Genomic DNA, 22,538 nt, shown 5'->3' with positions numbered 1-22,538 from the left:
ACCCGGCAAAAAGCCGGGTTAAAAACCGTGATTAGCCTGATGAGGAGATAGTCCAGGAGACCGGCCTAAGGTCACTTGGACAATCGACTGATCTCGCGACCAGCTGCAAGCAATAATAATCATTCTCGTTTGAGAGTCAAATGATTTTATCTGCGCGACAGGAAAGCTCTTTCCTGTCCTCCCCAGACGCTCGCCCGTTTCATGCGTTCCGATGCGCTTGCAAAGACCGATCGATCATCGCCTTCGCCATGTCGATCATGTGCACCGTCGAATAGGCCAGGTCGCGACTGGGGCCGTTCAGGTTGCTGGCTGATTCATGTGCAGTCGCCGCAGCACATCGCAACAAATCCGAGGCATGAACCAGCGCCTCTTCTGCGCTGATTCCCGGGTTCACATCGAAGAACCGCTCCACGGCAGCGGGTTCTGACACAGTTGGTTTCAAGTAATAATCCAGCGCTCGCTGTGCGGCGGCGTTGCCTTTGGGCGAGGTCAGGGTGGTATCGATTTGCATATCTGGCAGGTCATTGCTGGGTAACGTCATGACGATGGCAAGCTCCGTGATAGATTCAGATCCGTGAATCCATCCTAGTACGAACTGTATTTGTGACTGGAATTTAAATACTACAAGTTGTGTTTTGTTGGCCGGAGTACCCCACGTATCGTGCCGCACATGGATAAATGGATTGAGTTAGTCAAAGCCAAGATGAGTGACCTCAAAGTCACTCAAGAGGTACTCGCCGACCGCCTCGGGATGTCCCAGGGTGGCGTGGGTCATTGGCTGAATAAACGCCGTCAGCCGAGCATTCAAGACATGAATCGTGTCTTGCGCGCGCTCGGGATGGATTTTCTGGAAGTGGCGATGGTGGTTCGCGAGGTCTTGCAGGACGACGAGCCTTGCCTGACGCACAAGTACAACCCGTACTTCCGTTACCCGGTCAGTGACTGGCGCGAGCCGATGCAAGTGCGTGACGGCGAGTTGGCGGTCTACGGCAAGCAACGCTTCGAACTCACCGATTACCACGCCCAGGGTGAGGCGTTCTGGCTAGTGGTGGTGGGCGATGCGATGACGGCACCCACGGGCGTGAGCATCGCCGAGGGCATGATGATCCTGGTGGACCCGGCCATTGTGCCTGAGCCCGGAAAGCTGGTGATCGCGCAGTGGTCGGACAGCACCGAGGCGACGTTTCGCAAGCTGATCGACGAGGGCGGGCAGCGTTACCTGGTCCCGCTCAATCCGACGTATCCGAAAGCCCTTTATACCGATGAGTGCCGAATTCTCGGTGTAGTGGTTCAAGCAACGGCCAAATTCTAATCAGATCGGTCCTCCTGCAACGTAGGACCGATCCTCATTTCACGCTTCTTCCAGTTCGACCAATGCACTGCCTTCGCTGACCATTTCGCCTTCCTGGCAATACAAGGCCTTGATCACACCCGCGTGGGGCGCTCGAATGCTGTGCTCCATTTTCATCGCCTCCAACACCACCAATTGCGCCCCGGCTTCGACCGTTTGCCCGGCCTCTACCAACACACGCACGATGCTGCCGTTCATCGGAGCGGTGAGCCCGCCTTGATGGCTGTGGCTAGCTTCGACGGCGCTGATCGGGTCGTAGGACTCGATGCGGCGCAGCTCACCTTCCCATTGCAGATAAACACAGTCGCCACGACGGATTGCTCGGTGCTGGCGGCGCACGCCGTGGTGCTCGGTCAGCAATTGCTCGCCTTTAAGCTGGGCCGTGCAGACATCGCCCAAGGTCAACGCGCGGTCCTGGCCTTCGCAGCTCAAGTGCAAGGTGATTTCTTTCGGCAATCCGGCCCGGAAACCATTGCTGATCGCCCATGGTGAACTCGCGTCATCTGCGCGCGGTGCATTGGTTTGGCTCTGGGCAACGGCCTGAGCGGCGGCTTGCCAGAACGCGTCACTGAGATCCGCCGGCGCGGGCAACAATTGCTCCTGAAAGCGCGGGATAAACCCGGTGTCCAGTTCTGCCGCCGCAAACGCCGGGTGCGCGATGATCCGGCGCAGGAAGTTGATGTTGGTCTTGAGCCCGCCAATTGCGAACTCATCGAGCATGCTCAACAAGCGCAGTCGTGCCTGTTCGCGATCCTCACCCCAGGCAATCAGCTTGCCGAGCATCGGGTCGTAGAACGGCGAAATCTCGTCGCCTTCTTCAACACCGCTGTCGACCCGACGCCCCGGGCCTGCGGCGGATTCACGATACAGTTCCAGACGCCCGGTGGCCGGCAGGAAATCATTGGCCGGGTCCTCGGCGTACAGCCGCACTTCAATCGCGTGACCGATCAGCGGCACCTCGGCCTGGGTCATTGGCAGTGCTTCACCACGGGCCACACGAATCTGCCAGGCCACCAGGTCGAGGCCGGTGATGGCTTCGGTGACCGGGTGTTCAACCTGCAGGCGCGTGTTCATTTCCATGAAGAAGAACTCACCGCGCGAATCCAGCAAAAACTCCACGGTGCCGGCGCCGACATAACCGATGGCTTGCGCCGAACGCACGGCTGCCTCGCCCATGGCGCGGCGCAGCTCCGGACTCAATCCTGGCGCAGGAGCTTCTTCGACGACTTTCTGGTGGCGACGCTGGATCGAGCAATCGCGTTCATTCAGGTACAAGCAGTTGCCATGCTGGTCGGCGAAGACCTGGATTTCCACGTGGCGCGGTTTGAGCAGGTACTTCTCCACCAGCATCCGTGAGTCGCCGAATGAGGACTTCGCCTCACGTTGGGCCGAGGCCAGGGCTTCGGCCAACTGGCTGACATCCTCGACCACTTTCATGCCTTTGCCGCCACCGCCGGCGGTGGCCTTGAGCAGCACTGGATAACCGATGCGATCACACGCCTCGCGGAAGGTGTCGAAGTCCTGCGCTTCGCCGTGATAGCCCGGCACCAATGGCACTCCAGCAGTTTCCATCAGCGCTTTGGCGGCGGATTTGCTGCCCATCGCATCAATGGCCGAGGCGGGTGGGCCTAGGAAGATCAGGCCGGCGTCTTCAATCGCGCGGGCAAACCCGGCGTTCTCCGACAAAAAGCCGTAACCCGGGTGAATCGCCTGAGCGCCGCTGGCCTTGGCTGCGGCAATCAGCTTGTCGATTTGCAGGTAACTGTCGGCGGCTTTGCTGCCGCCGAGGTCGACGCGGATGTCCGCTTCGCGGCTGTGTCGTGCGTCACGGTCAGTGGCGCTGTGCACGGCTACGGTGGTCAGGCCCAGAGCCTTTGCGGTGCGCATGACACGGCAGGCGATTTCGCCACGGTTGGCCACCAGCAAGGTGGTGAGAACAGGTGCGCTCATCAACGTGGCTCCTTGGTGGTGGGGGCTTGCCAGCTCGGCGGACGCTTTTGCAAAAAGGCGCGCAGGCCTTCCTGGCCTTCAGGGCTGACGCGGATACGGGCGATGGCGTTTTCGGTGTAGCGGCGCAGGGCCGGGGTCAATGCGCCGTGGCCGACTTCGCGCAGCAAGTCTTTGCTGGTGCGCATGGCGGCGGGGCTGTTGAGCAGCAGGTTGTCGATCCACTGATCGACTTTCTGCTCCAGCTCCGTGGCCGGATAGCTTTCCGACAACAAACCGATTTCTCGCGCCCGTTGCCCGCCGAAACGTTCAGCGGTCAGCGCATAACGGCGGGCCGCACGCTCACCGATGGCTTGCACCACGAACGGGCTGATCACCGCTGGCGCCAGGCCAATGCGCACTTCCGACAGGCAGAACTGCGCGTCGTCGGTGCCAATCGCCATGTCGCAGCAACTGATCAGGCCCAGCGCACCGCCGAAGGCGGCGCCTTGCACCACGGCAAGGGTGGGGATTTTCAGTTTGGCGAGGTTGTACATCAACTCCGCCAGTTCCCGGGCATCGTCGAGGTTGGTGTGGTAATCGAGCTCAGCCGATTGCTGCATCCACGCCAGGTCCGCGCCGGCGCTGAAATGCTTGCCGCGTCCACGCACCAGCAGGAACCGCAGGCTGGCGTCGCTGGCCACGGTGTCCAGCGCGAGGATCAGTTCGCGGATCATTTCTGCGTTGAACGCGTTGTTCTTTTCTTCACGGCTGAGCCACAGGGTGGCGAAACCCCGTGGGTCGGTCAGCAGTTCGAGGGTCTTGAAGTCGCTCATGGTTTTCTCCCGATCACATCCGGAACACGCCGAAGCGGCTCGGTTCGATAGGCGCGTTCAACGACGCGGACAAGGCCAGGGCCAACACATCGCGGGTCTGAGCGGGGTCGATGACGCCGTCATCCCATAGCCGTGCGCTGGAATAGTAGGGGTGACCCTGTTCTTCGTATTGATCGAGGATCGGTTGCTTGATCTCGGCTTCCTGCCCGGCACTGAAGCCTTGGCCGCTGCGCTCGGCCTGCTCGCGTTTGACCTGCACCAATACGCCGGCGGCTTGCTCGGCGCCCATCACGCCGATGCGTGCGTTTGGCCACATCCACAGGAAGCGCGGGTCGTAGGCCCGACCGCACATGCCGTAGTTACCGGCACCAAAACTGCCGCCGATGATCACGGTGAATTTCGGAACCTTGGCGCACGCCACGGCGGTCACCAGTTTCGCGCCATGCTTGGCGATGCCGCCGGCCTCGTACTTCTGGCCGACCATGAAACCAGTAATGTTTTGCAGGAACAGCAGCGGAATACCGCGCTGGCAGGCCAGTTCAATGAAGTGCGCGCCTTTCTGCGCGGCTTCGGCGAACAGGATGCCGTTGTTGGCGAGGATCGCGATCGGGTAGCCATGCAAGTGGGCAAAGCCGCATACCAGCGTAGTCCCGAACAGCGCTTTGAATTCGTCGAACACCGAACCGTCGACCAGTCGCGCGATGACTTCGCGCACATCGAACGGCTGCTTGGCGTCCGCCGAGACCACGCCGTACAACTCGTCGCTGGCGTAGAGCGGGGCAATCGGGGCGCATTGTTGCAGTTCGCCGAGCTTGCGCCAGTTGAGGTTGGCGACGCTGCGTCGGGCAATCGCCAAGGCGTGTTCATCGCTCTCGGCGTAGTGGTCGGCGACCCCGGAAATCTTGCAATGCACATCGGCCCCGCCGAGGTCTTCGGCGCTGACCACTTCACCGGTCGCGGCTTTTACCAGCGGCGGGCCGGCGAGGAAAATCGTCGCTTGCTGGCGTACCATGATCGCTTCGTCGGCCATCGCTGGCACATAAGCGCCACCGGCAGTGCACGAACCCATCACCACAGCAATCTGCGGAATGCCCATGGCGCTCATGTTGGCCTGGTTGAAGAAGATCCGCCCGAAGTGCTCGCGATCCGGGAACACTTCATCCTGACGCGGCAGGTTGGCGCCACCGGAGTCCACCAGATAGATGCACGGCAGGCGATTCTGCTGGGCGATGGTCTGGGCGCGCAGGTGTTTTTTCACGGTCAGCGGGTAATACGAACCGCCTTTCACCGTGGCGTCGTTGGCGACGATCATGCACTCGACACCTTCCACGCGACCGATCCCGGCAATCACGCCAGCGGCCGGAACGTCTTCACCGTACACCTCGTAGGCCGCCAGTTGGCTGATCTCAAGAAACGGCGAGCCCGGATCGAGCAAGCGATTGATGCGTTCGCGAGGCAGCAATTTGCCTCGCGAGGTGTGGCGCTCTTGAGCCTTCGGGCCACCACCGAGCTGCACTTGGGCGAGCAGGGTGTGCAGGGCGTCGACCTGTTTGAGCATCGCCGCGCTGTTAGCCGCGAACTCCGCCGAACGGGGGTTGAGCTGGGTATGCAGGATAGCCATGGACAGCTCCGTTTAGCGGGTTTCGTTGAACAGTTCGCGACCGATCAGCATGCGACGGATCTCACTGGTGCCGGCGCCGATTTCGTACAGCTTGGCGTCACGCAGCAGACGACCGGCCGGGAATTCGTTGATGTAGCCGTTACCACCGAGAATCTGGATCGCGTCGAGGGCCATTTGCGTGGCGCGTTCGGCGCTGTAGAGGATCACGCCGGCAGCGTCCTTGCGCGTGGTTTCGCCCCGTTCGCAAGCCTGGGCCACTGCATAGAGGTAAGCGCGGCTGGCGTTGAGTTGGGTGTACATGTCGGCGACTTTGCCCTGAATCAGCTGGAATTCGCCGATGCTTTGGCCGAATTGCTTGCGGTCGTGAATGTACGGAACGATCAGGTCCATGCACGCCTGCATGATCCCGGTCGGGCCGCCGGAGAGCACGACGCGCTCGTAGTCGAGGCCGCTCATCAACACTTTCACGCCGCCGTTGAGCACGCCAAGGATGTTTTCCTCCGGTACTTCGACGTCATCGAAGAACAGCTCGCAAGTGTTGGAGCCACGCATGCCGAGCTTGTCGAACTTGTTGCTGCGGCTGAAGCCTTTCCAGTCGCGTTCGACGATGAATGCGGTGATGCCGTGCGGACCTTTTTCCAGGTCGGTCTTGGCGTAGATCACGTAGGTGTTGGCGTCAGGGCCGTTGGTGATCCAGGTCTTGCTGCCGTTGAGCACGTACTTGTCGCCGCGTTTGTCGGCGCGCAGTTTCATCGAGACCACATCGGAACCGGCGTTCGGTTCGCTCATGGCCAGGGCGCCGATGTGTTCACCGCTGATCAACTTCGGCAGGTACTTGGATTTTTGCTCGTGGTTGCCGTTGCGGTTGATCTGGTTGACGCAGAGGTTGGAGTGGGCGCCGTAGGACAAGGCCACCGACGCCGAACCGCGGCTGATTTCTTCCATCGCCACAACGTGGGCCAGGTAGCCCAGGCCAGCGCCGCCGTATTCTTCCGGTACGGTAATGCCGAGCAGGCCCATGTCGCCGAATTTACGCCACAGGTCAGCGGGGAACAGGTTGTCGATGTCGATTTGAGCGGCGCGCGGGGCGATCTCTTTGGCGACGAAGGACTGAACCTGATCGCGCAGCATGTCGATGGTTTCACCGAGGGCAAAATTCAGGGATGGGTAGCTCATGGGGCACCTTTTGGCTTTTTTGTAGGGTGGGGAGGGCAGTGATCCGGCTCTCACCTTTACGTTAACGTAAGCCTGTGACGAATGGCTGTCAATCACCCTTTACGTTAACGTCAACTTGAGCGAGAGTAGAGCCAGTTCAAGATAGAACGCGGACACCCTGTGGGGGCGCCGCCAGCCCATTAATAAAGACAATAGGGGTCATCATGGATCAACCCAGTGCAAGCCCGCAGCGCAGCTATACCCGTGGTTCCCAGGACAAAGCCTTGCTGGCGATGACCATCGGCCAGGCGTTCGATAACACCGTCGCGCAGCAGGCGACCGGGGAGGCGCTGGTCGTGCGCCATCAACAGTTGCGCTACACCTGGCAGCAACTGGCCGAGGTCGTTGACCTGCATGCCAGAGCGCTGCTCGCGCTGGGCTTGCAGGCCGGTGATCGTCTTGGCATCTGGGCGCCGAACTGCGCGCAGTGGTGCATCAGCCAGTTCGCCAGCGCGAAAATCGGCGTGATTCTGGTCAACATCAACCCGGCGTACCGCAGTTCCGAACTCGAATACGTATTGAAGCAATCCGGTTGCCAATGGCTGGTCTGCGCCGGCGCGTTCAAAACATCCAACTATCACGCAATGCTGCAAGGGCTCATTCCCGAACTGGCCGAGCAATCCATCGGACAGTTACACAGTGAGCGCCTGCCTGATTTGCGCGGCGTCATCAGCCTGGATGCGCAGCCCCCTTCGGGTTTTCTGCCGTGGTCGCAATTGGCGGATCTGGCCGCCAGTGTTTCGAATGAACAGCTGCGCGAACGCCAGGACAACCTGCATTTCGATCAACCGGTAAACATCCAGTACACCTCCGGCACCACCGGATTCCCGAAAGGCGCGACCCTCAGTCACTACAATATTCTCAACAACGGTTATATGGTCGGCGAAAGCCTCGGCTTGACCGCTAATGATCGCCTGGTGATCCCGGTGCCGCTGTATCACTGCTTCGGCATGGTCATGGGTAATCTGGGCTGCATCACCCACGGCAGCACCATGATTTACCCGAACGATGCCTTCGATCCATTGCTGACCCTGACCACTGTCGCCGAAGAAAAAGCCACGGCGCTGTATGGCGTACCGACCATGTTCATCGCCATGCTCGATCAGCCCCGGCGCGCCGAATTCGATCTGTCGAGCCTGCGCACCGGAATCATGGCCGGTGCCACGTGCCCGATCGAAGTGATGCGCCGGGTCATCAACGAAATGCACATGAACGAAGTGCAGATTGCCTACGGCATGACGGAAACAAGCCCTGTGTCGTTACAGACCGGTCCGTCAGACGAGCTGGAGTTACGCGTGACCACCGTCGGCCGCACCCAGCCGCAGCTGGAAAGCAAAATCATCGACGAGGCCGGTAATCTCGTGCCGCGCGGCACCATTGGTGAACTGTGCACCCGTGGCTACAGCGTGATGCTCGGCTACTGGAACAACCCGCAAGGCACCGCGGAAGCCATCGATCAGGCCGGCTGGATGCACACCGGCGACCTGGCGAGCATGAACGATGAAGGCTACGTGTGCATTGCCGGGCGCAACAAGGACATGATCATCCGTGGCGGCGAGAACGTTTACCCGCGGGAGCTGGAAGAGTTTTTCTTTACCCACCCGGCGGTGGCGGACGTGCAGGTGATCGGCATTCCCTGCTCGCGTTATGGCGAAGAGATAGTTGCCTGGATCAAGTTCCACCCGGGCCATAGCGCCACCGAGCAGGAACTGCAAGCCTGGTGCAAGGAGCGCATCGCGCACTTCAAGACGCCGCGTTACTTCAAGTTTGTGGAGGAGTTTCCGATGACCGTGACCGGCAAGATCCAGAAATTCCGGATGCGTGAGATCAGTATCGAGGAGCTGCGCGAAAACAAAGGCTAAACCCATCCCCATGTAGGAGTGAATCTGCTCGCGATAGCGGTGAGTCAGTCGACGTCGATGTTGGATGTACTGCCGCCATCGCGAGCAGGCTCACTCCTACAGAGAGCGGGGGAAATCACAAATCCCGGGAAGCACAAAGGGGAGCCGAAGCTCCCCTTTAATTTTGTCGTTGCGCGTGCTCTTTTTTTATTATTGAGGGGCGGTCTGTTTTTGTTTTTAGTGACCGTGACCCTTTACCGCTGTTTTTGTCGATCCCCATCCGGGATCAAGAGCAAACGTATTTTTTTGAGCGCTGATCTACTTTTTCGCTGAGCGATCCAACCAGTTCGGGAGCTACCTGAGGGTAGTTTTATTGTTCTCTGCCCGGTTGCGGGTAACTCCGAAAAGCACCCTGAAAAGCACATCCTCTCCAAAAAAATCTGTTAGCTGCGTCTCTGCCGTGTTGTTTTTGTTATGTCAGAGTCGTTACGTCTTATTTTTATTAGGGCTTGCTGCTTTTTTTGTTCTTGTTATGCAGTAGAGATAGCAGAAGCCGTGCCAACTTTTTAAAACCTTTTAAAATCAATGATTTAGAATTTTGTAGGGGTTTGCGACTCAGGGAAAACCCTGCAATCTGTTTCCGTGTTACTCGCTCGCGCGCACCTTTGTGTCCGCGCGGTAACACCCGGACACACTCACTGTGCGCTGCGAGCCTTGGCCACGCGCGAACCGGTTGGACGCCCCAGCACCGTGCAAATCTGTTGGCCGGCCAGGATCAATGCATCCAGGTCGATACCGGTCTCGATACCCAGGCCATTGAGCAGGTAAACCACGTCTTCAGTGGCAACGTTACCGCTGGCGCCCTTGGCGTACGGGCAGCCGCCGAGGCCGGCGATGGAGCTGTCGAACACCGAGATTCCTTCCAGCAGGCTGGCGTAGATGTTGGCCATGGCCTGACCGTAGGTGTCGTGGAAGTGCCCGGCGAGTTTTTCACGGGGCACGTCGGCCGCGACCACCTCGAACATCTTGCGTGTGGCGCCAGCGGTGCCGGTGCCGATCGTGTCGCCCAGCGACACTTCGTAACAGCCCATGGCATAGAGCTCGCGCGCGACCCGGGCGACTTGCTCGGGGGCGACGTGACCTTCGTAAGGGCAGCCCAGCACGCAGGACACGTAACCGCGCACGCTCACCCCGTGTTGCTTGGCGGCGTCCATGATCGGTACGAAACGCTCCAGGCTTTCGCTGATCGAGCAGTTGATGTTGCGTTGCGAGAAGGCTTCAGACGCGGCGGCGAACACCGCGACTTCCTTGACCCCGGCCGCCATCGCATCTTCAAACCCGCGCAGATTGGGGGCGAGGGCGCCATAGGTCACGCCGGGTTTGCGCTGGATTTGTGCGAAAACCTCAGCGGAACCGGCCATTTGCGGCACCCATTTGGGGGAAACGAAACTGCCGACTTCTATATAGCCGAGGCCGGCGGCGGTCAGGGCGTCGACCAGTTGAACCTTGTCGGCAACGCTGATGGGTTGGGCTTCGTTTTGCAGACCGTCGCGGGGGCCGACTTCGACCATGCGTACGTGGGTGGGAAGGGACATGGGAATCGACCTGTGCTGATTGTCTGAATGTTCAAATAACCCTGTAGGAGTGAGCCTGCTCGCGATAGCAGATTTACATTCAACACCTGTATTGACTGATCCGGCACCATCTCGAGCAGGCTCACTCCTACAAGGGGATTGTGTTGCCCTATTGAATAACCTTCTGGTTCTGGATGGTCTGCTCCAGCGCTTGAGTGCAGCGTTCCTGCGCGGTATCCAGTTCCAGCTTCATCTGCTCGATGTCGAGCATCTGCTGTTCCAGCTGCTCGCGGCGCTCGGCGATCTTGCTCAACATGGTTTGCAGTTGTTTCTGATTGCCGCCGGTGGGGTCATACAGCTCGATCAGTTCGCGGCACTCGGCCAGGGAGAAGCCGATGCGCTTGCCCCGCAGAATCAGCTTCAGGCTGACCTTGTCGCGGGGCGAGTAGATACGTTCCTGGCCGCGACGCTCGGGGCTGAGCAAGCCTTGCTCTTCATAAAAGCGGATGGCCCGCGTTGTGATGTCGAGCTCGCGGGCGAGGTCGGAAATGCTATAGGTCTGGCTGCTCATGGAAGCGCTCGAAAAAGATCATGGCGCTAAGCTAATGTCAGGTTGACGTTTACGTCAAGGGGCTGGGGCCTTCAGTGTTCTTGCTGTCTCATCGCGAGCAGGCGCACTTCTACAGGAGATCTCTGCACAGACATAGTTTGACTAGTCACCGTAGATCCCCTGTAGGTGTGAGCCTGCACGCGATGAGAGCACCTGGGTATCAAGCCCTACACCTTTTCAAGCTTCTTCTCATGCGCAGTCACCTGCTGGCACAACTCAATCATCTGCTCACGCATCCAGCGGTTTGCCGGGTCCTGGTCAGTGCTTTCGTGCCAGTAAAGATGCGTTTCCACCGGCGGCACGTCGTTGACCGGCAAGCTGAAGGCGTGCAAGTCGTTGCGACGGGCAAAGCGCTCCGGCACGGTCATGACCATGTCGGTCTGCTGCAACACTTGCGAGGCCATCAGGTAATGCTGGGAACGCAGGGCGATCTTGCGCTGAATGCCCATTTTCCCCAGTGCCAGGTCGACATGGCCTAGACCACTGCGGCGGCTGGAAATATGGATGTGGGTCAGCGACAGGTAATCATCCAGCGTGAATTTCTCTTTGCCCGCCATCGGATGGCCCTTGCGCATGGCGCACACGTAACGGTCTTCCATCAACTTGACGTGGCGCACTTGCGGGTCGGTGTTCAGCGGCGCATCCACGGCGAAGTCGAGACGGCCAGCCGCCAGTTCCTTGGTGGTTTCGCGGCGCTTGGACAGGAAACTTTCAATGATCACCGTCGGCGCCAGGCGGCGCAGGCGCTGGAACAGCGGTGGCAGAATCACCGCTTCGGTGAGGTCGGTCATGCTGATGCGGTACGTCTTGACCGCTTGCAACGGGTTGAAAATGCGGCTTTCCTGCACCGACACTCGCAACAGGGAGAGGGCGTTACGCACCGGCCCGATGATGTTCTGGGCCATGGGCGTCGGCACCATGCCTTGGGCAGTGCGCACAAACAACGGATCGTTGAAGGTCTCGCGCAAGCGGGCCAGAGCGTTCGAGACGGCTGGCTGGGTAATGCCGACAATCTGCCCGGCACGGGTCAGGTTGGCTTCGGTGTAGATCGCGTCGAAGACGATGAAAAGGTTGAGGTCGACCTTGCTCAGATTCATTGCGCTGCACTCTTATTGTTGGTTCTCAATCACTCGATCATATATCGGTGATGAATGTTAATACACGCCGAGAATAGGCTAGGTAAATTATCAACGCTGTTCTAGCATCGATACATGACCAAAAACAACCTCTGCCCAAGAAGGTAAATGCTCATGGATTTCGCTTATTCGCCCAAGGTTCAGGCACTGCGTGAGCGCGTAACTGCGTTCATGGACACTTACGTTTATCCCGCTGAAGCCGTGTTCGAGCGCCAGGTTGCCGAAGGCGATCGGTGGCAGCCGACGGCGATCATGGAAGAGCTCAAACTCAAGGCCAAGGCCGAAGGCCTGTGGAATTTGTTTCTGCCTGAGTCCGAACTCGGCGCCGGCCTGACCAACCTCGAATACGCGCCGCTCGCCGAAATCATGGGCCGCTCGTTGCTGGGGCCGGAGCCGTTCAACTGCTCCGCGCCAGACACCGGCAACATGGAAGTGTTGGTGCGCTACGCCAACGAAGAACAGAAACAACGCTGGCTCGAACCGCTGTTGCGCGGGGAAATCCGCTCGGCGTTCGCCATGACCGAGCCGGACGTTGCCTCCTCCGACGCGACCAACATGGCCGCCCGCGCCGTGCGTGATGGCGATCAGTGGGTCATCAACGGCAAAAAATGGTGGACCTCGGGCGCCTGCGATCCACGCTGCAAGATTCTGATCTTCATGGGCCTGAGCGATCCGGACGCGCCGCGCCACGCCCAGCACTCGATGATTCTGGTGCCGGTGGATACCCCGGGCGTGAAGATCGTTCGTCCATTGCCGGTGTTCGGTTATGACGATGCACCGCACGGCCACGCCGAAGTACTGTTCGAAAACGTCCGTGTGCCGTACGAAAACGTCCTGCTGGGCGAAGGACGCGGCTTCGAAATCGCTCAGGGGCGTCTTGGCCCAGGCCGGATTCACCACTGCATGCGTTCAATCGGCATGGCGGAGCGGGCACTGGAATTGATGTGCAAACGTTCGGTCAGCCGTACCGCATTCGGCAAACCGTTGGCACGTCTGGGGGGTAATATCGACAAGATCGCCGACTCGCGGATGGAAATCGACATGGCACGCCTGCTGACGCTGAAAGCGGCGTACATGATGGACACCGTGGGCAACAAAGTGGCGAAGAGCGAAATCGCGCAGATCAAAGTGGTCGCGCCGAACGTGGCCTTGCGCGTTATCGACCGGGCGATCCAGATCCACGGCGGGGCAGGGGTTTCCAACGATTTCCCGCTGGCCTACATGTATGCCATGCAGCGCACCCTGCGCCTGGCCGACGGCCCGGACGAAGTGCACCGCGCAGCGATTGGCAAGTTCGAGATCGGCAAGTATGTACCGAAAGAGATGATGCGTAGCGGGCAGTAACCAGCTGCACACAGATCGTTCCCACGCTTTGCGTGGGAATGCCTCTATGGACGCTCTGCGTCCGCTTTGAATGTGACGCGGAGCGTCACGGGATGCATTCCCACGCGGAGCGTAGGAACGATCGGCTTGGTCAATACACCCAAACCTCAACCCGCCGATTCTTGATCCGCCCTTCATCCGCACTGTTCGCCGCCACCGGCATTTCCGCACCAAAGCCGCGAATCTCGCGAAACACCACGCCGCTTTTCACCAGTTCGCGCCGCACCGCCATCGCCCTCAGCTTCGACAGCAGATCGGCGCGTGCCGGATCGCTCTTGGCATCGCCAAACCCGACCAGCGTCACCTCGCGGTTGGTTTTGTCATGCTGCTTTATATAGTCGAGCACCCGCGTCAGGTCCTGTTGCGCCTTGTTGTCGAGCGTTGCGCTGCCTTCTTCAAAGCGGAAATTCACCGACAGCCGCTGCGCGTGACGACTGAGTGCCTGATAGCCCTCCGGCATCAACGCATTCGGCGTGACCGTGATGGCCTGGACCGTCTGGGCGATAAAACCGTTGGCCGCGACAATCGCCTGGCCTTTGCTGCTTTGCGTGAACACCGCCAGGGCCTCGGCCCAAGGGTTTTTCCCGTGGGGCGGCAGGTAGAAAAACAGTCGGCGGGACAACGGATAGTCTTCCGTGGCGATCAGGCTGTTAAGCGGCAGCATCGCCTGGGATTGGCCGTCGACGATTGCCACGGCTTTGGCCTGGCGCACATACGGCAGGCCGATGAATCCGATACCTTGCGGGTCAAGGCTGACGGAGTCGGACAATTGTTCACTGGACTCGAAGCGTTTCGCGGCGCGGTTCAGGGTTTTTCCGCGACGGCTGAGGACTAATTCCTTGAACGTGTCGTAGGTGCCCGACTGGTCATCCCGAGCATATAAATGAATCACGCCACCGCTGCCGCCGAGTTCTTCCCAGGTTTTGGCTTCGCCACTGAAGATTCGCGCCAGTTGTTCGGTGTTGAGCTGGTTCAACGGGTTTTGCGGGTGAAGGATGATCGCCAGGCCATCGATGGCGATGACTTGTTCGGCGTCAGGGCTTTTGAAGTCGCCCAAGGGTTCGAGGTCCACCACTTCGCTGTCCTTGATCGGGCGCGAAGAGGTGGCGAGGTCTGCATTGGCATTCTTCAGCGCGGTGAAGCCGGTGCTGGAGCCATGCGCTGCCACCTCCACTACAACGCGATGGCCTAGTGCCGTTTCGCCGACGATGCGCAGTTCGTTCGCGGTGTCCGGTGCTTCGCTGTGAACCTTGAGCAGGCCCTGTTCGCGCAACAGCCCCTCCACCAACGCCGGGCCCAATGCCGCACCGATGGTGTTAGAGCCCTGGATGCGCAGCACCGGGCCATTGGAGGGTGTCGGTAAATCAGCGGCCGCTGCCGTCAAGGGCAGGCCGGCGAACAGCATCCATAGAAACAAAACGCGCAGCGTCATGCCCGCACCTTAAAAAATCAAAGAAAGTGCGGGGAGAATAAGTCAGTAAGATTTCCGAAAGATGACAGCTATTTATAACCGGGGGAGCGAGCAGGTTCGCTCCCACAGGTTTTGTATTGAGGTTTAGAGATCAGCTCAATTCAAGCCAGATCGGCGCATGATCGGAGGGTTTTTCCATTCCGCGCAGGTCGTAATCCACGCCCGCATCCTTGACCCGTGGCAACAGGCCATGGGACGCCATGATCAGGTCGATCCGCAGCCCGCGCTTGGGTTCGTCTTCAAACCCACGGCTACGGTAGTCGAACCAACTGAAACGGTCGGCCACGTCCGGGTTCAGGTGACGGAAACTGTCCACCAGGCCCCAGTTTTTCAGGCGGGCCATCCACTCGCGTTCTTCCGGCAGGAAGCTGCACTTACCGGTTTTCAGCCAGCGTTTCATATTGTCCGGACCGATGCCGATGTCGCAATCTTCCGGGGAAATATTCACGTCGCCCATGACTACCACCGGCTGATCGTTGCTGAACTGGCTTTCCAGCAGTTGCTGCAGATCGCTGTAGAAGCGTTCCTTGGCCGGAAACTTGGTCGGGTGGTCGCGGCTTTCGCCCTGTGGGAAATAGCCGTTCATGATCGTCACCGGCACGCCGTTGGCGTCGGCGAACGTGCCCCAGATGAAGCGGCGCTGAGCGTCTTCTTCATCGGTGGCGAAGCCTTTGTGCAGGGCCAGCGGTTCTTTGCGTGAGAGCAGGGCGACGCCGTAATGGCCTTTCTGCCCATGAAAATAAACGTGATAGCCCAGCGCCTGTACTTCGGCCAGCGGGAACTGGTCGTCGTGAACCTTGGTTTCCTGGAGGCCGATGACGTCTGGCTGGTGTTTTTCGATCAGCGCCGCCAGCTGATGCGGGCGAGCGCGCAGCCCGTTGATGTTGAAGGAGACGATCTTCATGGTCGGCAGTCCTGGCAAAAGGGCGATGCTAGCTGACATGTAGGCATCGGGCCAGTCTGGGGTGAGGGGATTCGTGTTCGGCGGTAGGCCTTTCATCGCTGATGCGGGCCGCATCGCGAGCAGGCTCACTCCTACCGTCCAAGTCTGGTCTATACCTTTGTGGGAGCGAGCTTGCTAGCGATGGCGACATCACAGTCAACACTGATATCGATCAGTAGGGAACTGTGTCAGCACCGATAGGCTCGTACCAAGAAGAGCACAGCCATTTGAGCTGTACCGGGGAGATCAACCGTTATGCCTGAAACCTCGACCGCCATCGCCGACATTCACATGCTCGACAGCGGCTATGCCCACGAAGCGCGCTCCCTGCTGTACCACGCCTACCGGCACGAGCCGACCTTTGGTTACCTGTTTGAGGCCGAACGTCCCGGGTATGAACATCGTGTGCGGGCCACCGTGCGTGAATTGGTCAAACAGCATTTCCTTCAGGATTTGCCAGCCATCGGCTTGCTGGTCAATGACCGTTTGATCGGCATCGCGCTGATCGCGCCACCGCAACGACGCCTGGGCATCACCGAAAGTTGGGCCTGGCGTTTGCGCATGGTGCTCAGCGCCGGGTTTCGCTGCACCCGTCGCTACCTCGATTACCACGCCGCCGTCGCGGCCTGCGTGCCGAGTGATTCGGTCCACGTGCTGCCGCTGCTGGGGATTCACCCGCAATTCCAGGGCAAACACTTCGGCGAACAACTGCTGCAAGCGGTGCATAACTGGTGCGCAGTCGATGAAACCTCTCAAGGGGTGATGCTCGACACAGGGAATCCTCGCTATCTGGAATTCTATAAGCGTCAAGGTTATGAGGAAATCGGCGAGGTCGCGGTAGGACCGATTCGCGAACACGTGTTTTTTCACGCCAATCCGCAGGTGTTGCAAACCGCAACGGCATAAACGGTAGAACTTTAACGCCAAGCGAGGCTCTATCACGCTCCCAAGCTCGTGATAGCATCCGCGCCTATGAAATTTCCAGGAAGAATGACCAGTGGCGCGTTGATGCTGTTCACCAGCTGCGCGGCGCTGGCGCAAAGTGAATTGGATGTGCGGATAAAACCGTCCAACGATGAACTGAAAGCCAATATAGAGGGCTATATCGGCAACCTCGGCGATCGTGACGAAGAAGCGTTGCTGCGCTTCAGTCGTGGCGCCGAGGATCAGGCGCGCAAGGCCGCCCAGGCCTTGGGGTATTACCAGCCGCAGATCGACAGCGATGTGAAGGGCGGCAAGACGCCGCGCCTGGTGCTCAACATCGACCCCGGTGAGCCGGTGCACCTGCGCACTGTCACGATTCGCGTCGACGGCCCGGCGGCCTCCCTCAAATCCTTTCGTGTGCCTCAGGGCGGGTCGCTGAAAACCGGTGCGGTGCTCAATCATGGTCACTACGAAGACGCCAAGCGCCTGATCCAGAATCAGGCCTCGCGCTTCGGTTTTTTCAGTGGTCACTTCACCAGTCAGAAATTATCGGTAGACCCGCGTGCCGGCGTGGCCGATATCGAACTAATCTACGACAGCGGCCCGCGCTACACCTTGGGCAAGGTCAGTTTCGAAGGCGACACGCCGTTTGACGAAGACCTGTTGCAACGAATGGTGCCGTTCAAGCAAGGCACGCCTTACGACTCCGAACTCATCGCCGAACTCAACCAGGCGCTGCAATCGAGTGGCTATTTTGAAGGTGTGCGCGTCGATGCAGCACCGACGGCGTCCAAGAACGACGTGATCCCGGTGGAGGTCAAACTCGAAACGCGCAAGCCGCGAACCATGGGCCTGGGCCTGGGTTATTCCACGGACGTCGGTCCCCGGGTCAAGGCCAACTGGACTCGGCACTGGGTCAATCCGCAGGGACACAGTTATGGCTGGGAAGCCGAGCTGTCGGCGCCCCGGCAAAACGTCGGGCTGTTCTACGACATCCCGCTCGACCCTCCGCTGACCGACAAACTGCGTTTTGCCGGTGGTTACCAGAACGAAGACATCGCCGGCACTGACACCCACAGCAAGCTGCTGACCATCGGCCCGGAATGGCACAGCAAATTGCCCAGTGGCTGGCAGCGTGTGGTGTCGTTGAAATGGCAGCGTGAGGATTACTCCCTGGGCGACGACTCGGGTTTGAGTACGTTGTTGATGCCCGGCGTCAGCTATTCCTACCTGAAAAGTGATAACCGCATCGACCCGCACAACGGCTATCGCCTGCAATTCGAGTCCAAAGTAGCAAAAGAAGGCCTGGGTTCAGACAGCAACTTGCTCTACGGCACCGCGTTGGTGAAAGGCTTGACCACGGTCTTTGACAAACACCGTTTTCTCGGCCGGGTTCAGGTGGGCGGCAGCGCCACCAACGGCTTCAGTTCAGTCCCGCCGTCGCTGCGGTTTTTCGCCGGTGGCGATCAGAGCGTGCGCGGTTACGACTATCAAAGCCTGTCCCCGGAGAACTCCGAGGGTGACCGCATTGGCGGGCGCTACATGGTCGCGGCCAGCGCCGAATACCAATATTCCATCGCCGAGAAGTGGCGGGTCGCGACCTTCGTGGACCAGGGCAACTCTTTCAATACACTCGAACTGCCAAACCTCAAGACCGGGGTAGGCATCGGCGTGCGTTGGGTCTCGCCGGTGGGGCCGATCCGCCTCGACCTGGCCCACGCGCTGGACGATGACGGCGGCATTCGGCTGCACTTTTCCATGGGGCCTGAGCTGTGAATCGTGGTTTGAAAATAACGCTGCTGGCGATTCTGGCGCTGCTGATGCTGGTTGTCCTGAGCATCGCCTCGGTGCTGGGCACGGCCACGGGCAGTCGCTGGGCGTTAGGCTTCGTGCCGGGTTTGACCGTCGAGAATTTCCAGGGCCGTTTGGGCGGGCAGTGGAGCGCCGATCATGTGCTGTGGCAGCAAGACACCAGCCGGGTTGAGCTGAGCAAGGTGATTTTCGCCTGGTCGCCGCTGTGCCTGACACGCATGACGTTGTGCCTTGAGCAAGTGAAGGCCGATCAAGTCAGCCTGCAATTTCCGCCCGGTACTGAAGAAGAAAGCAGCGGGCCGATCAGCCTTCCGGATCTGAAGCTACCCCTGGCCATCGAACTGGGTGATGTGCAGATCGGCAGCCTGCTGTTCAACGGCAGTGAAGCACTCAAGGGCCTGCAACTGGCGGCGCACTGGACCGCGCAAGGGATGCAGATCGACTCGGTGAAGTTGCAGCGCGATGACCTGAGCCTGAACCTCTCCGGCTTGCTGCAACCCACCGGCAACTGGCCGCTCAAGGTTGAAGGTCAACTGACCCTGTCAGCCCCCGCGCCCTGGACGCTGGCGCTGAAGGTCGACGGCGACCTGCTGAAAACCCTGAACCTGAAAGCCGACAGCAGCGGTTACTTGAACGGACAGTTGACCGGCGAGCTGCAACCGCTGGCGGACAACTTGCCGGCCAAGGTACGCATCACCGCCGACGGCTTCAAACCCGCCGCCGACCTGCCAGACACCCTGCAACTCAATCAACTGGAACTCACCGGCGACGGCGATCTGAAAAACGGTTACCAATTGCTCGGTAAAGCCACGCTGCCCGCCGAACAAGGCCCGGTTGCGTTGCTGCTGCAAGGCAAGGTCGACGCCAAGGGCGCCCAGATCGTCGCCCTCGACCTCACCGCCAACGACAAGCAAAACCTCAAGCTCAGCGGCACCCTCGACTGGAGCAAAGGCCTGAGCGCCGACGCAAAAATCGCCTGGCTGGATTTCCCGTGGCACCGCCTCTATCCGCTGATCGACGAACCGGAAGTGGCGTTGCGCAGCTTCAACGGTGACATCTCCTACACCGACGGCAAGTACCTCGGCAGCTTCCAGGCGGCGGCGGATGGCCCGGCTGGCGCTTTCACGCTGAACAGCCCGTTCAGCGGCGACCTGACGAAAATCTACCTGCAACAAATCCAGCTCCAGGCCGGGCAGGGCAAGGCCGAAGGGCACCTGAACCTGCAATTCGCCGACGGCATTGCGTGGGACACCGCGCTCGACCTGTCGGCGATCAACCCGGCGTACTGGGTGGCGCAATTGCCGGGCACACTGGCCGGACCGCTGCGCAGCAAAGGCGAGATGAAAAATGACACACTCAGCCTCACTGCCGACCTCGACCTGAAAGGCAAACTGCGCGGGCAACCTGCCGTGATCCAGGCCAAGGCGGATGGCGGCGGCGAGCAATGGAACCTCAACGCGCTGCAAATCCGCCTCGGCGACAACAGCATCAACGGCAAGGGCAGCCTGCAACAGAAACTCACCGGCCAGATCGACATCAAGATGCCGCACCTGGCCCAACTCTGGCCGCAACTGCGGGGGCAACTGAACGGCCGCATCGATGTCGCCGGTACGCTCAAAGCGCCGCAAGGCAAGCTCGGCCTGCAAGGCACGCAATTGGCGTTCGACGACAATCGCTTGCAAAGCCTCAATCTCGACGCCACCCTCGACAGCGCGCAACGGGCGAAAATCGACCTCAAGGGCAGCGGCATCCAGGCCGGTGAAACCTCACTGGGCACGCTGACCGCCAGCGGCCAGGGTGACATCAAAAACCAGAAACTCAGCCTCGACCTGCAAGGCCCGCAGCTGAAACTGGCGCTCGGTCTCGACGGTGCGCTGGACAAAGGCAACTGGCGCGGGCGCCTGGCCAGCGGTGATATCCAGACCGGTGGGCAAGACTGGAAGCTGCAAGGCCCGGCGAAACTGGAGCGGCTGGCGGACGGCAAAATCAACTTCGGCGCCCACTGCTGGATGTCCGGCCCGGCCAGCCTGTGCGGTGAAGACCAGCGTTTAATGCCGGAGCCGAAGCTGCGTTTCCACCTCAAGCAATTCCCGATTGAAAGCCTGGCGCAGTGGCTGCCGAAGGATTTCGCCTGGAAGGGCAGCCTCAACGCCGACCTGCAACTGGACCTGCCGGCCAGCGGCCCGAACGGCCAGATCAGCATCGACGCCAGCGGCGGCACGTTGCGCATGAAGGAGAAGGACCAGTGGCTGGACTTCCCGTACCAGACGCTGAAACTCACCAGCAAACTCACGCCGAAACGCATCGACACTGATCTCAACTTCGTCGGCGGCAAACTGGGCGAACTGATGGTGCAGGCGCAGATCAACCCGTTGCCAAAAAACAAACCGCTCACCGGTTCGTTCCGCTTGAGCGGGCTGGACCTGTCGGTGGCACGGCCGTTCGTCCCGATGGTCGAGAAGCTCACCGGGCGCTTGAATGGCAGCGGCACGATTTCCGGTGGCCTGTTGGCGCCGCAGGTCAACGGCAGCCTGCTGCTCAGCGACGGTGAGGTCTCCGGGGCGGAACTGCCGATGGCGCTGCACGCCTTGCAACTCAGGGCAGTGATTGTCGGTGAAACCGTGCAATTGAACGGCGACTGGAAAAGCGGCAAGGCCGGGCAGGGCACCCTCAACGGCAACATCGCCTGGGGACAGGCGCTGGTGGTGGACCTGGCGCTCAAGGGCTCGCAGTTACCGGTGACGGTCGAGCCTTACGCCAAGCTGGAAGTCGCGCCGGACTTGAACATCTCGATGAAGGGCGATGAGTTGGCGATCGCCGGCAAAGTGCTGGTGCCCAGAGGCGAGATCACCATTCGCGAGTTGCCGCCTTCCACGGTAAAAATCTCCGATGACGTAGTGATCGTCGGCCAACAGACCGAAGAAGGCAAACCGCCCTTGGCCATGAAGATGGACATTGATGTGGTGGTCGGCGAAGACAAGCTGAGCTTTGCCGGGTTTGGCCTGACCGCGAATGTGCAGGGGCATGTGCACATTGGCGACAACCTGGACACACGCGGCGAACTGTGGCTCAACGACGGGCGTTATCGCGCCTACGGTCAGCGCCTGACCGTGCGCCGGGCGCGCTTGTTGTTTGCCGGCCCACTCGATCAGCCGTACCTGGACGTCGAGGCGATTCGCCAGACTGACGATGTGATCGCCGGTATTCGCCTGAGCGGCAGTGCCGAGCAGCCGACCACGCAGATCTTCTCCGAACCGGCCATGAGCCAGGAACAGGCCTTGTCCTATCTGGTGCTGGGGCGCCCGCTGAGCAGCAACGGCGAAGACAACAACATGCTCGCCCAGGCTGCACTTGGCTTGGGTTTGATGGGCAGTTCCGGGGTGACCGGCGGGTTGGCCAAAGAGCTGGGAATCCAGGATTTCCAACTGGACACCGAGGGCAGCGGCACTGCCACCAGCGTCGTGGCCAGCGGCAATATCTCCGAGAAACTCAGTTTGCGTTATGGCGTGGGCGTGTTTGAACCGGCCAACACCATTGCCCTGCGTTACAAGCTGAGCAAGAAGGTCTACCTCGAAGCGGCGAGCGGCGTGGCGAGTTCGCTGGATATCTTTTACAAGCGGGATTTTTGATTTAATAACTTCAAATGCTCCCTCCTCTTCATGTAATAACAATGTGAAGTAAGGAGGGGGGTTTTAGTGTGTGGGGATATTCACTATAAGGAATAAGAAACGTTGTCGCGGTTTGAGGGATTAACTTTGTTGTTCTCGTAGGGCGAGTGGATGTTTCCTTGTGGGAAACTGTCTGTTTGTCTTTTTTGTGAGGCATGTGCTGATGAGGGTTTGATCGCTTTAGGTGTTGAGGATATTGATGTCTAGGGGTTTGGCTGTCAGTTTGG

Annotated in this window: 16 protein-coding genes; 6 read left to right on the top strand and 10 right to left on the bottom strand. The window is 59.8% G+C overall.

The genetic code is table 11. The annotated features are described in order from the left end of the window. Window positions 1-199 precede the first annotated feature (199 nt). Window positions 200-541, bottom strand: a complete 342-nt coding sequence (locus tag J2X66_RS24700) for a DUF6124 family protein (protein ID WP_310269783.1) — start codon at window positions 539-541, stop codon at window positions 200-202. A 129-nt stretch (window positions 542-670) separates the two neighbouring features. Between J2X66_RS24700 and J2X66_RS24695 the strand changes: the two genes are divergently transcribed. Beyond that, window positions 671-1,312, top strand: coding sequence for a S24 family peptidase (locus J2X66_RS24695; protein WP_310269780.1), 642 nt, complete (start codon window positions 671-673; stop codon window positions 1,310-1,312). 39 nt (window positions 1,313-1,351) lie between these two features. Here J2X66_RS24695 and J2X66_RS24690 read toward each other — a convergent pair whose 3' ends face one another. Genes J2X66_RS24690 through J2X66_RS24675 form a run of 4 tightly spaced genes read right to left on the bottom strand, consistent with a single transcriptional unit; the run spans window position 1,352 to window position 6,910 of the window. Then, on the bottom strand, window positions 1,352-3,301 hold the full coding sequence (locus J2X66_RS24690; protein ID WP_310269777.1) for an acetyl/propionyl/methylcrotonyl-CoA carboxylase subunit alpha: 1,950 nt from the start codon (window positions 3,299-3,301) through the stop codon (window positions 1,352-1,354). Then, entirely contained in the window at window positions 3,301-4,113 is an 813-nt protein-coding gene (locus tag J2X66_RS24685; protein WP_310269773.1) for a gamma-carboxygeranoyl-CoA hydratase, read from the bottom strand. Before J2X66_RS24685 ends, J2X66_RS24690 begins: the two co-directional genes overlap by 1 nt. A 13-nt stretch (window positions 4,114-4,126) precedes the next feature. Beyond that, window positions 4,127-5,734 carry a carboxyl transferase domain-containing protein gene (locus tag J2X66_RS24680; protein WP_310269771.1) on the bottom strand — a complete coding sequence of 536 codons (1,608 nt, stop codon included), beginning with the start codon at window positions 5,732-5,734 and terminating at the stop codon, window positions 4,127-4,129. Between the two features lie 12 nt (window positions 5,735-5,746). Further along, on the bottom strand, window positions 5,747-6,910 hold the full coding sequence (locus J2X66_RS24675; RefSeq protein WP_007946948.1) for an isovaleryl-CoA dehydrogenase: 1,164 nt from the start codon (window positions 6,908-6,910) through the stop codon (window positions 5,747-5,749). 203 nt (window positions 6,911-7,113) lie between these two features. On the opposite strand from J2X66_RS24675, the gene J2X66_RS24670 reads away from it, so the two are divergent. Then, the gene (locus tag J2X66_RS24670; protein WP_310269766.1) at window positions 7,114-8,811 is read left to right on the top strand and encodes an AMP-binding protein; all 1,698 of its coding nucleotides are present in this window, start codon (window positions 7,114-7,116) and stop codon (window positions 8,809-8,811) included. A 674-nt stretch (window positions 8,812-9,485) separates the two neighbouring features. Here J2X66_RS24670 and J2X66_RS24665 read toward each other — a convergent pair. The 3 genes from J2X66_RS24665 to J2X66_RS24655 all read right to left on the bottom strand — a co-directional run bounded on the left by J2X66_RS24665 (window position 9,486) and on the right by J2X66_RS24655 (window position 12,071). Next, complete coding sequence (locus J2X66_RS24665) at window positions 9,486-10,385, bottom strand: hydroxymethylglutaryl-CoA lyase (RefSeq protein WP_310269764.1); 900 nt, start codon at window positions 10,383-10,385, stop codon at window positions 9,486-9,488. 148 nt (window positions 10,386-10,533) lie between these two features. Continuing rightward, on the bottom strand, window positions 10,534-10,935 hold the full coding sequence (locus J2X66_RS24660) for a MerR family DNA-binding transcriptional regulator (RefSeq protein ID WP_027925069.1): 402 nt from the start codon (window positions 10,933-10,935) through the stop codon (window positions 10,534-10,536). Between the two features lie 206 nt (window positions 10,936-11,141). Continuing rightward, on the bottom strand, window positions 11,142-12,071 hold the full coding sequence (locus tag J2X66_RS24655; protein ID WP_027925070.1) for a LysR family transcriptional regulator: 930 nt from the start codon (window positions 12,069-12,071) through the stop codon (window positions 11,142-11,144). Between the two features lie 153 nt (window positions 12,072-12,224). Here J2X66_RS24655 and J2X66_RS24650 point away from each other — a divergent pair, with 153 nt between their 5' ends. Continuing rightward, entirely contained in the window at window positions 12,225-13,454 is a 1,230-nt protein-coding gene (locus tag J2X66_RS24650) for an acyl-CoA dehydrogenase (protein WP_310269760.1), read from the top strand. 130 nt (window positions 13,455-13,584) lie between these two features. Here the strand turns inward: J2X66_RS24650 and J2X66_RS24645 are convergent, their stop codons facing one another. Continuing rightward, entirely contained in the window at window positions 13,585-14,925 is a 1,341-nt protein-coding gene (locus J2X66_RS24645; protein WP_310269757.1) for a phosphate ABC transporter substrate-binding/OmpA family protein, read from the bottom strand. Window positions 14,926-15,055: 130 nt separating this feature from the next. Further along, window positions 15,056-15,868 carry an exodeoxyribonuclease III gene (xthA, locus tag J2X66_RS24640; protein ID WP_027925073.1) on the bottom strand — a complete coding sequence of 271 codons (813 nt, stop codon included), beginning with the start codon at window positions 15,866-15,868 and terminating at the stop codon, window positions 15,056-15,058. 294 nt (window positions 15,869-16,162) lie between these two features. On the opposite strand from xthA, the gene J2X66_RS24635 reads away from it, so the two are divergent. The 3 genes from J2X66_RS24635 (at window position 16,163) to J2X66_RS24625 (ending at window position 22,272) form a co-directional block, all read left to right on the top strand. Beyond that, on the top strand, window positions 16,163-16,813 hold the full coding sequence (locus J2X66_RS24635; RefSeq protein WP_310269753.1) for a GNAT family N-acetyltransferase: 651 nt from the start codon (window positions 16,163-16,165) through the stop codon (window positions 16,811-16,813). A 66-nt stretch (window positions 16,814-16,879) separates the two neighbouring features. Further along, the gene (locus tag J2X66_RS24630; RefSeq protein WP_310269751.1) at window positions 16,880-18,607 is read left to right on the top strand and encodes an autotransporter assembly complex family protein; all 1,728 of its coding nucleotides are present in this window, start codon (window positions 16,880-16,882) and stop codon (window positions 18,605-18,607) included. Then, window positions 18,604-22,272 carry a translocation/assembly module TamB domain-containing protein gene (locus J2X66_RS24625; protein WP_310269750.1) on the top strand — a complete coding sequence of 1,223 codons (3,669 nt, stop codon included), beginning with the start codon at window positions 18,604-18,606 and terminating at the stop codon, window positions 22,270-22,272. Before J2X66_RS24630 ends, J2X66_RS24625 begins: the two co-directional genes overlap by 4 nt. The last annotated feature ends 266 nt before the right edge of the window (window positions 22,273-22,538 follow it).

Source organism: Pseudomonas sp. 3296 (genome assembly GCF_031456615.1).
GTDB classification, from domain to species: Bacteria; Pseudomonadota; Gammaproteobacteria; order Pseudomonadales; family Pseudomonadaceae; genus Aquipseudomonas; species Aquipseudomonas mucoides.
The sequence above is the reverse complement of the archived record's forward strand: the minus strand, read 5'-3'. Positions and strand labels throughout refer to the sequence as shown.

Excerpts from the sequence above, each read along its gene's own strand:
- J2X66_RS24680 (WP_310269771.1), bottom strand. The coding sequence starts at position 5,734 with ATGGCTATCCTGCATACCCAGCTCAACCCCCGTTCGGCGGAGTTCGCG.
- J2X66_RS24685 (WP_310269773.1), bottom strand. The coding sequence starts at position 4,113 with ATGAGCGACTTCAAGACCCTCGAACTGCTGACCGACCCACGGGGTTTC.
- J2X66_RS24630 (WP_310269751.1), top strand. The coding sequence starts at position 16,880 with ATGAAATTTCCAGGAAGAATGACCAGTGGCGCGTTGATGCTGTTCACC.
- J2X66_RS24665 (WP_310269764.1), bottom strand. The coding sequence starts at position 10,385 with ATGTCCCTTCCCACCCACGTACGCATGGTCGAAGTCGGCCCCCGCGAC.
- J2X66_RS24690 (WP_310269777.1), bottom strand. The coding sequence starts at position 3,301 with ATGAGCGCACCTGTTCTCACCACCTTGCTGGTGGCCAACCGTGGCGAA.
- J2X66_RS24695 (WP_310269780.1), top strand. The coding sequence starts at position 671 with ATGGATAAATGGATTGAGTTAGTCAAAGCCAAGATGAGTGACCTCAAA.
- J2X66_RS24670 (WP_310269766.1), top strand. The coding sequence starts at position 7,114 with ATGGATCAACCCAGTGCAAGCCCGCAGCGCAGCTATACCCGTGGTTCC.
- J2X66_RS24645 (WP_310269757.1), bottom strand. The coding sequence starts at position 14,925 with ATGACGCTGCGCGTTTTGTTTCTATGGATGCTGTTCGCCGGCCTGCCC.
- J2X66_RS24660 (WP_027925069.1), bottom strand. The coding sequence starts at position 10,935 with ATGAGCAGCCAGACCTATAGCATTTCCGACCTCGCCCGCGAGCTCGAC.
- J2X66_RS24655 (WP_027925070.1), bottom strand. The coding sequence starts at position 12,071 with ATGAATCTGAGCAAGGTCGACCTCAACCTTTTCATCGTCTTCGACGCG.
- J2X66_RS24635 (WP_310269753.1), top strand. The coding sequence starts at position 16,163 with ATGCCTGAAACCTCGACCGCCATCGCCGACATTCACATGCTCGACAGC.
- J2X66_RS24700 (WP_310269783.1), bottom strand. The coding sequence starts at position 541 with ATGACGTTACCCAGCAATGACCTGCCAGATATGCAAATCGATACCACC.
- J2X66_RS24675 (WP_007946948.1), bottom strand. The coding sequence starts at position 6,910 with ATGAGCTACCCATCCCTGAATTTTGCCCTCGGTGAAACCATCGACATG.
- xthA (WP_027925073.1), bottom strand. The coding sequence starts at position 15,868 with ATGAAGATCGTCTCCTTCAACATCAACGGGCTGCGCGCTCGCCCGCAT.
- J2X66_RS24650 (WP_310269760.1), top strand. The coding sequence starts at position 12,225 with ATGGATTTCGCTTATTCGCCCAAGGTTCAGGCACTGCGTGAGCGCGTA.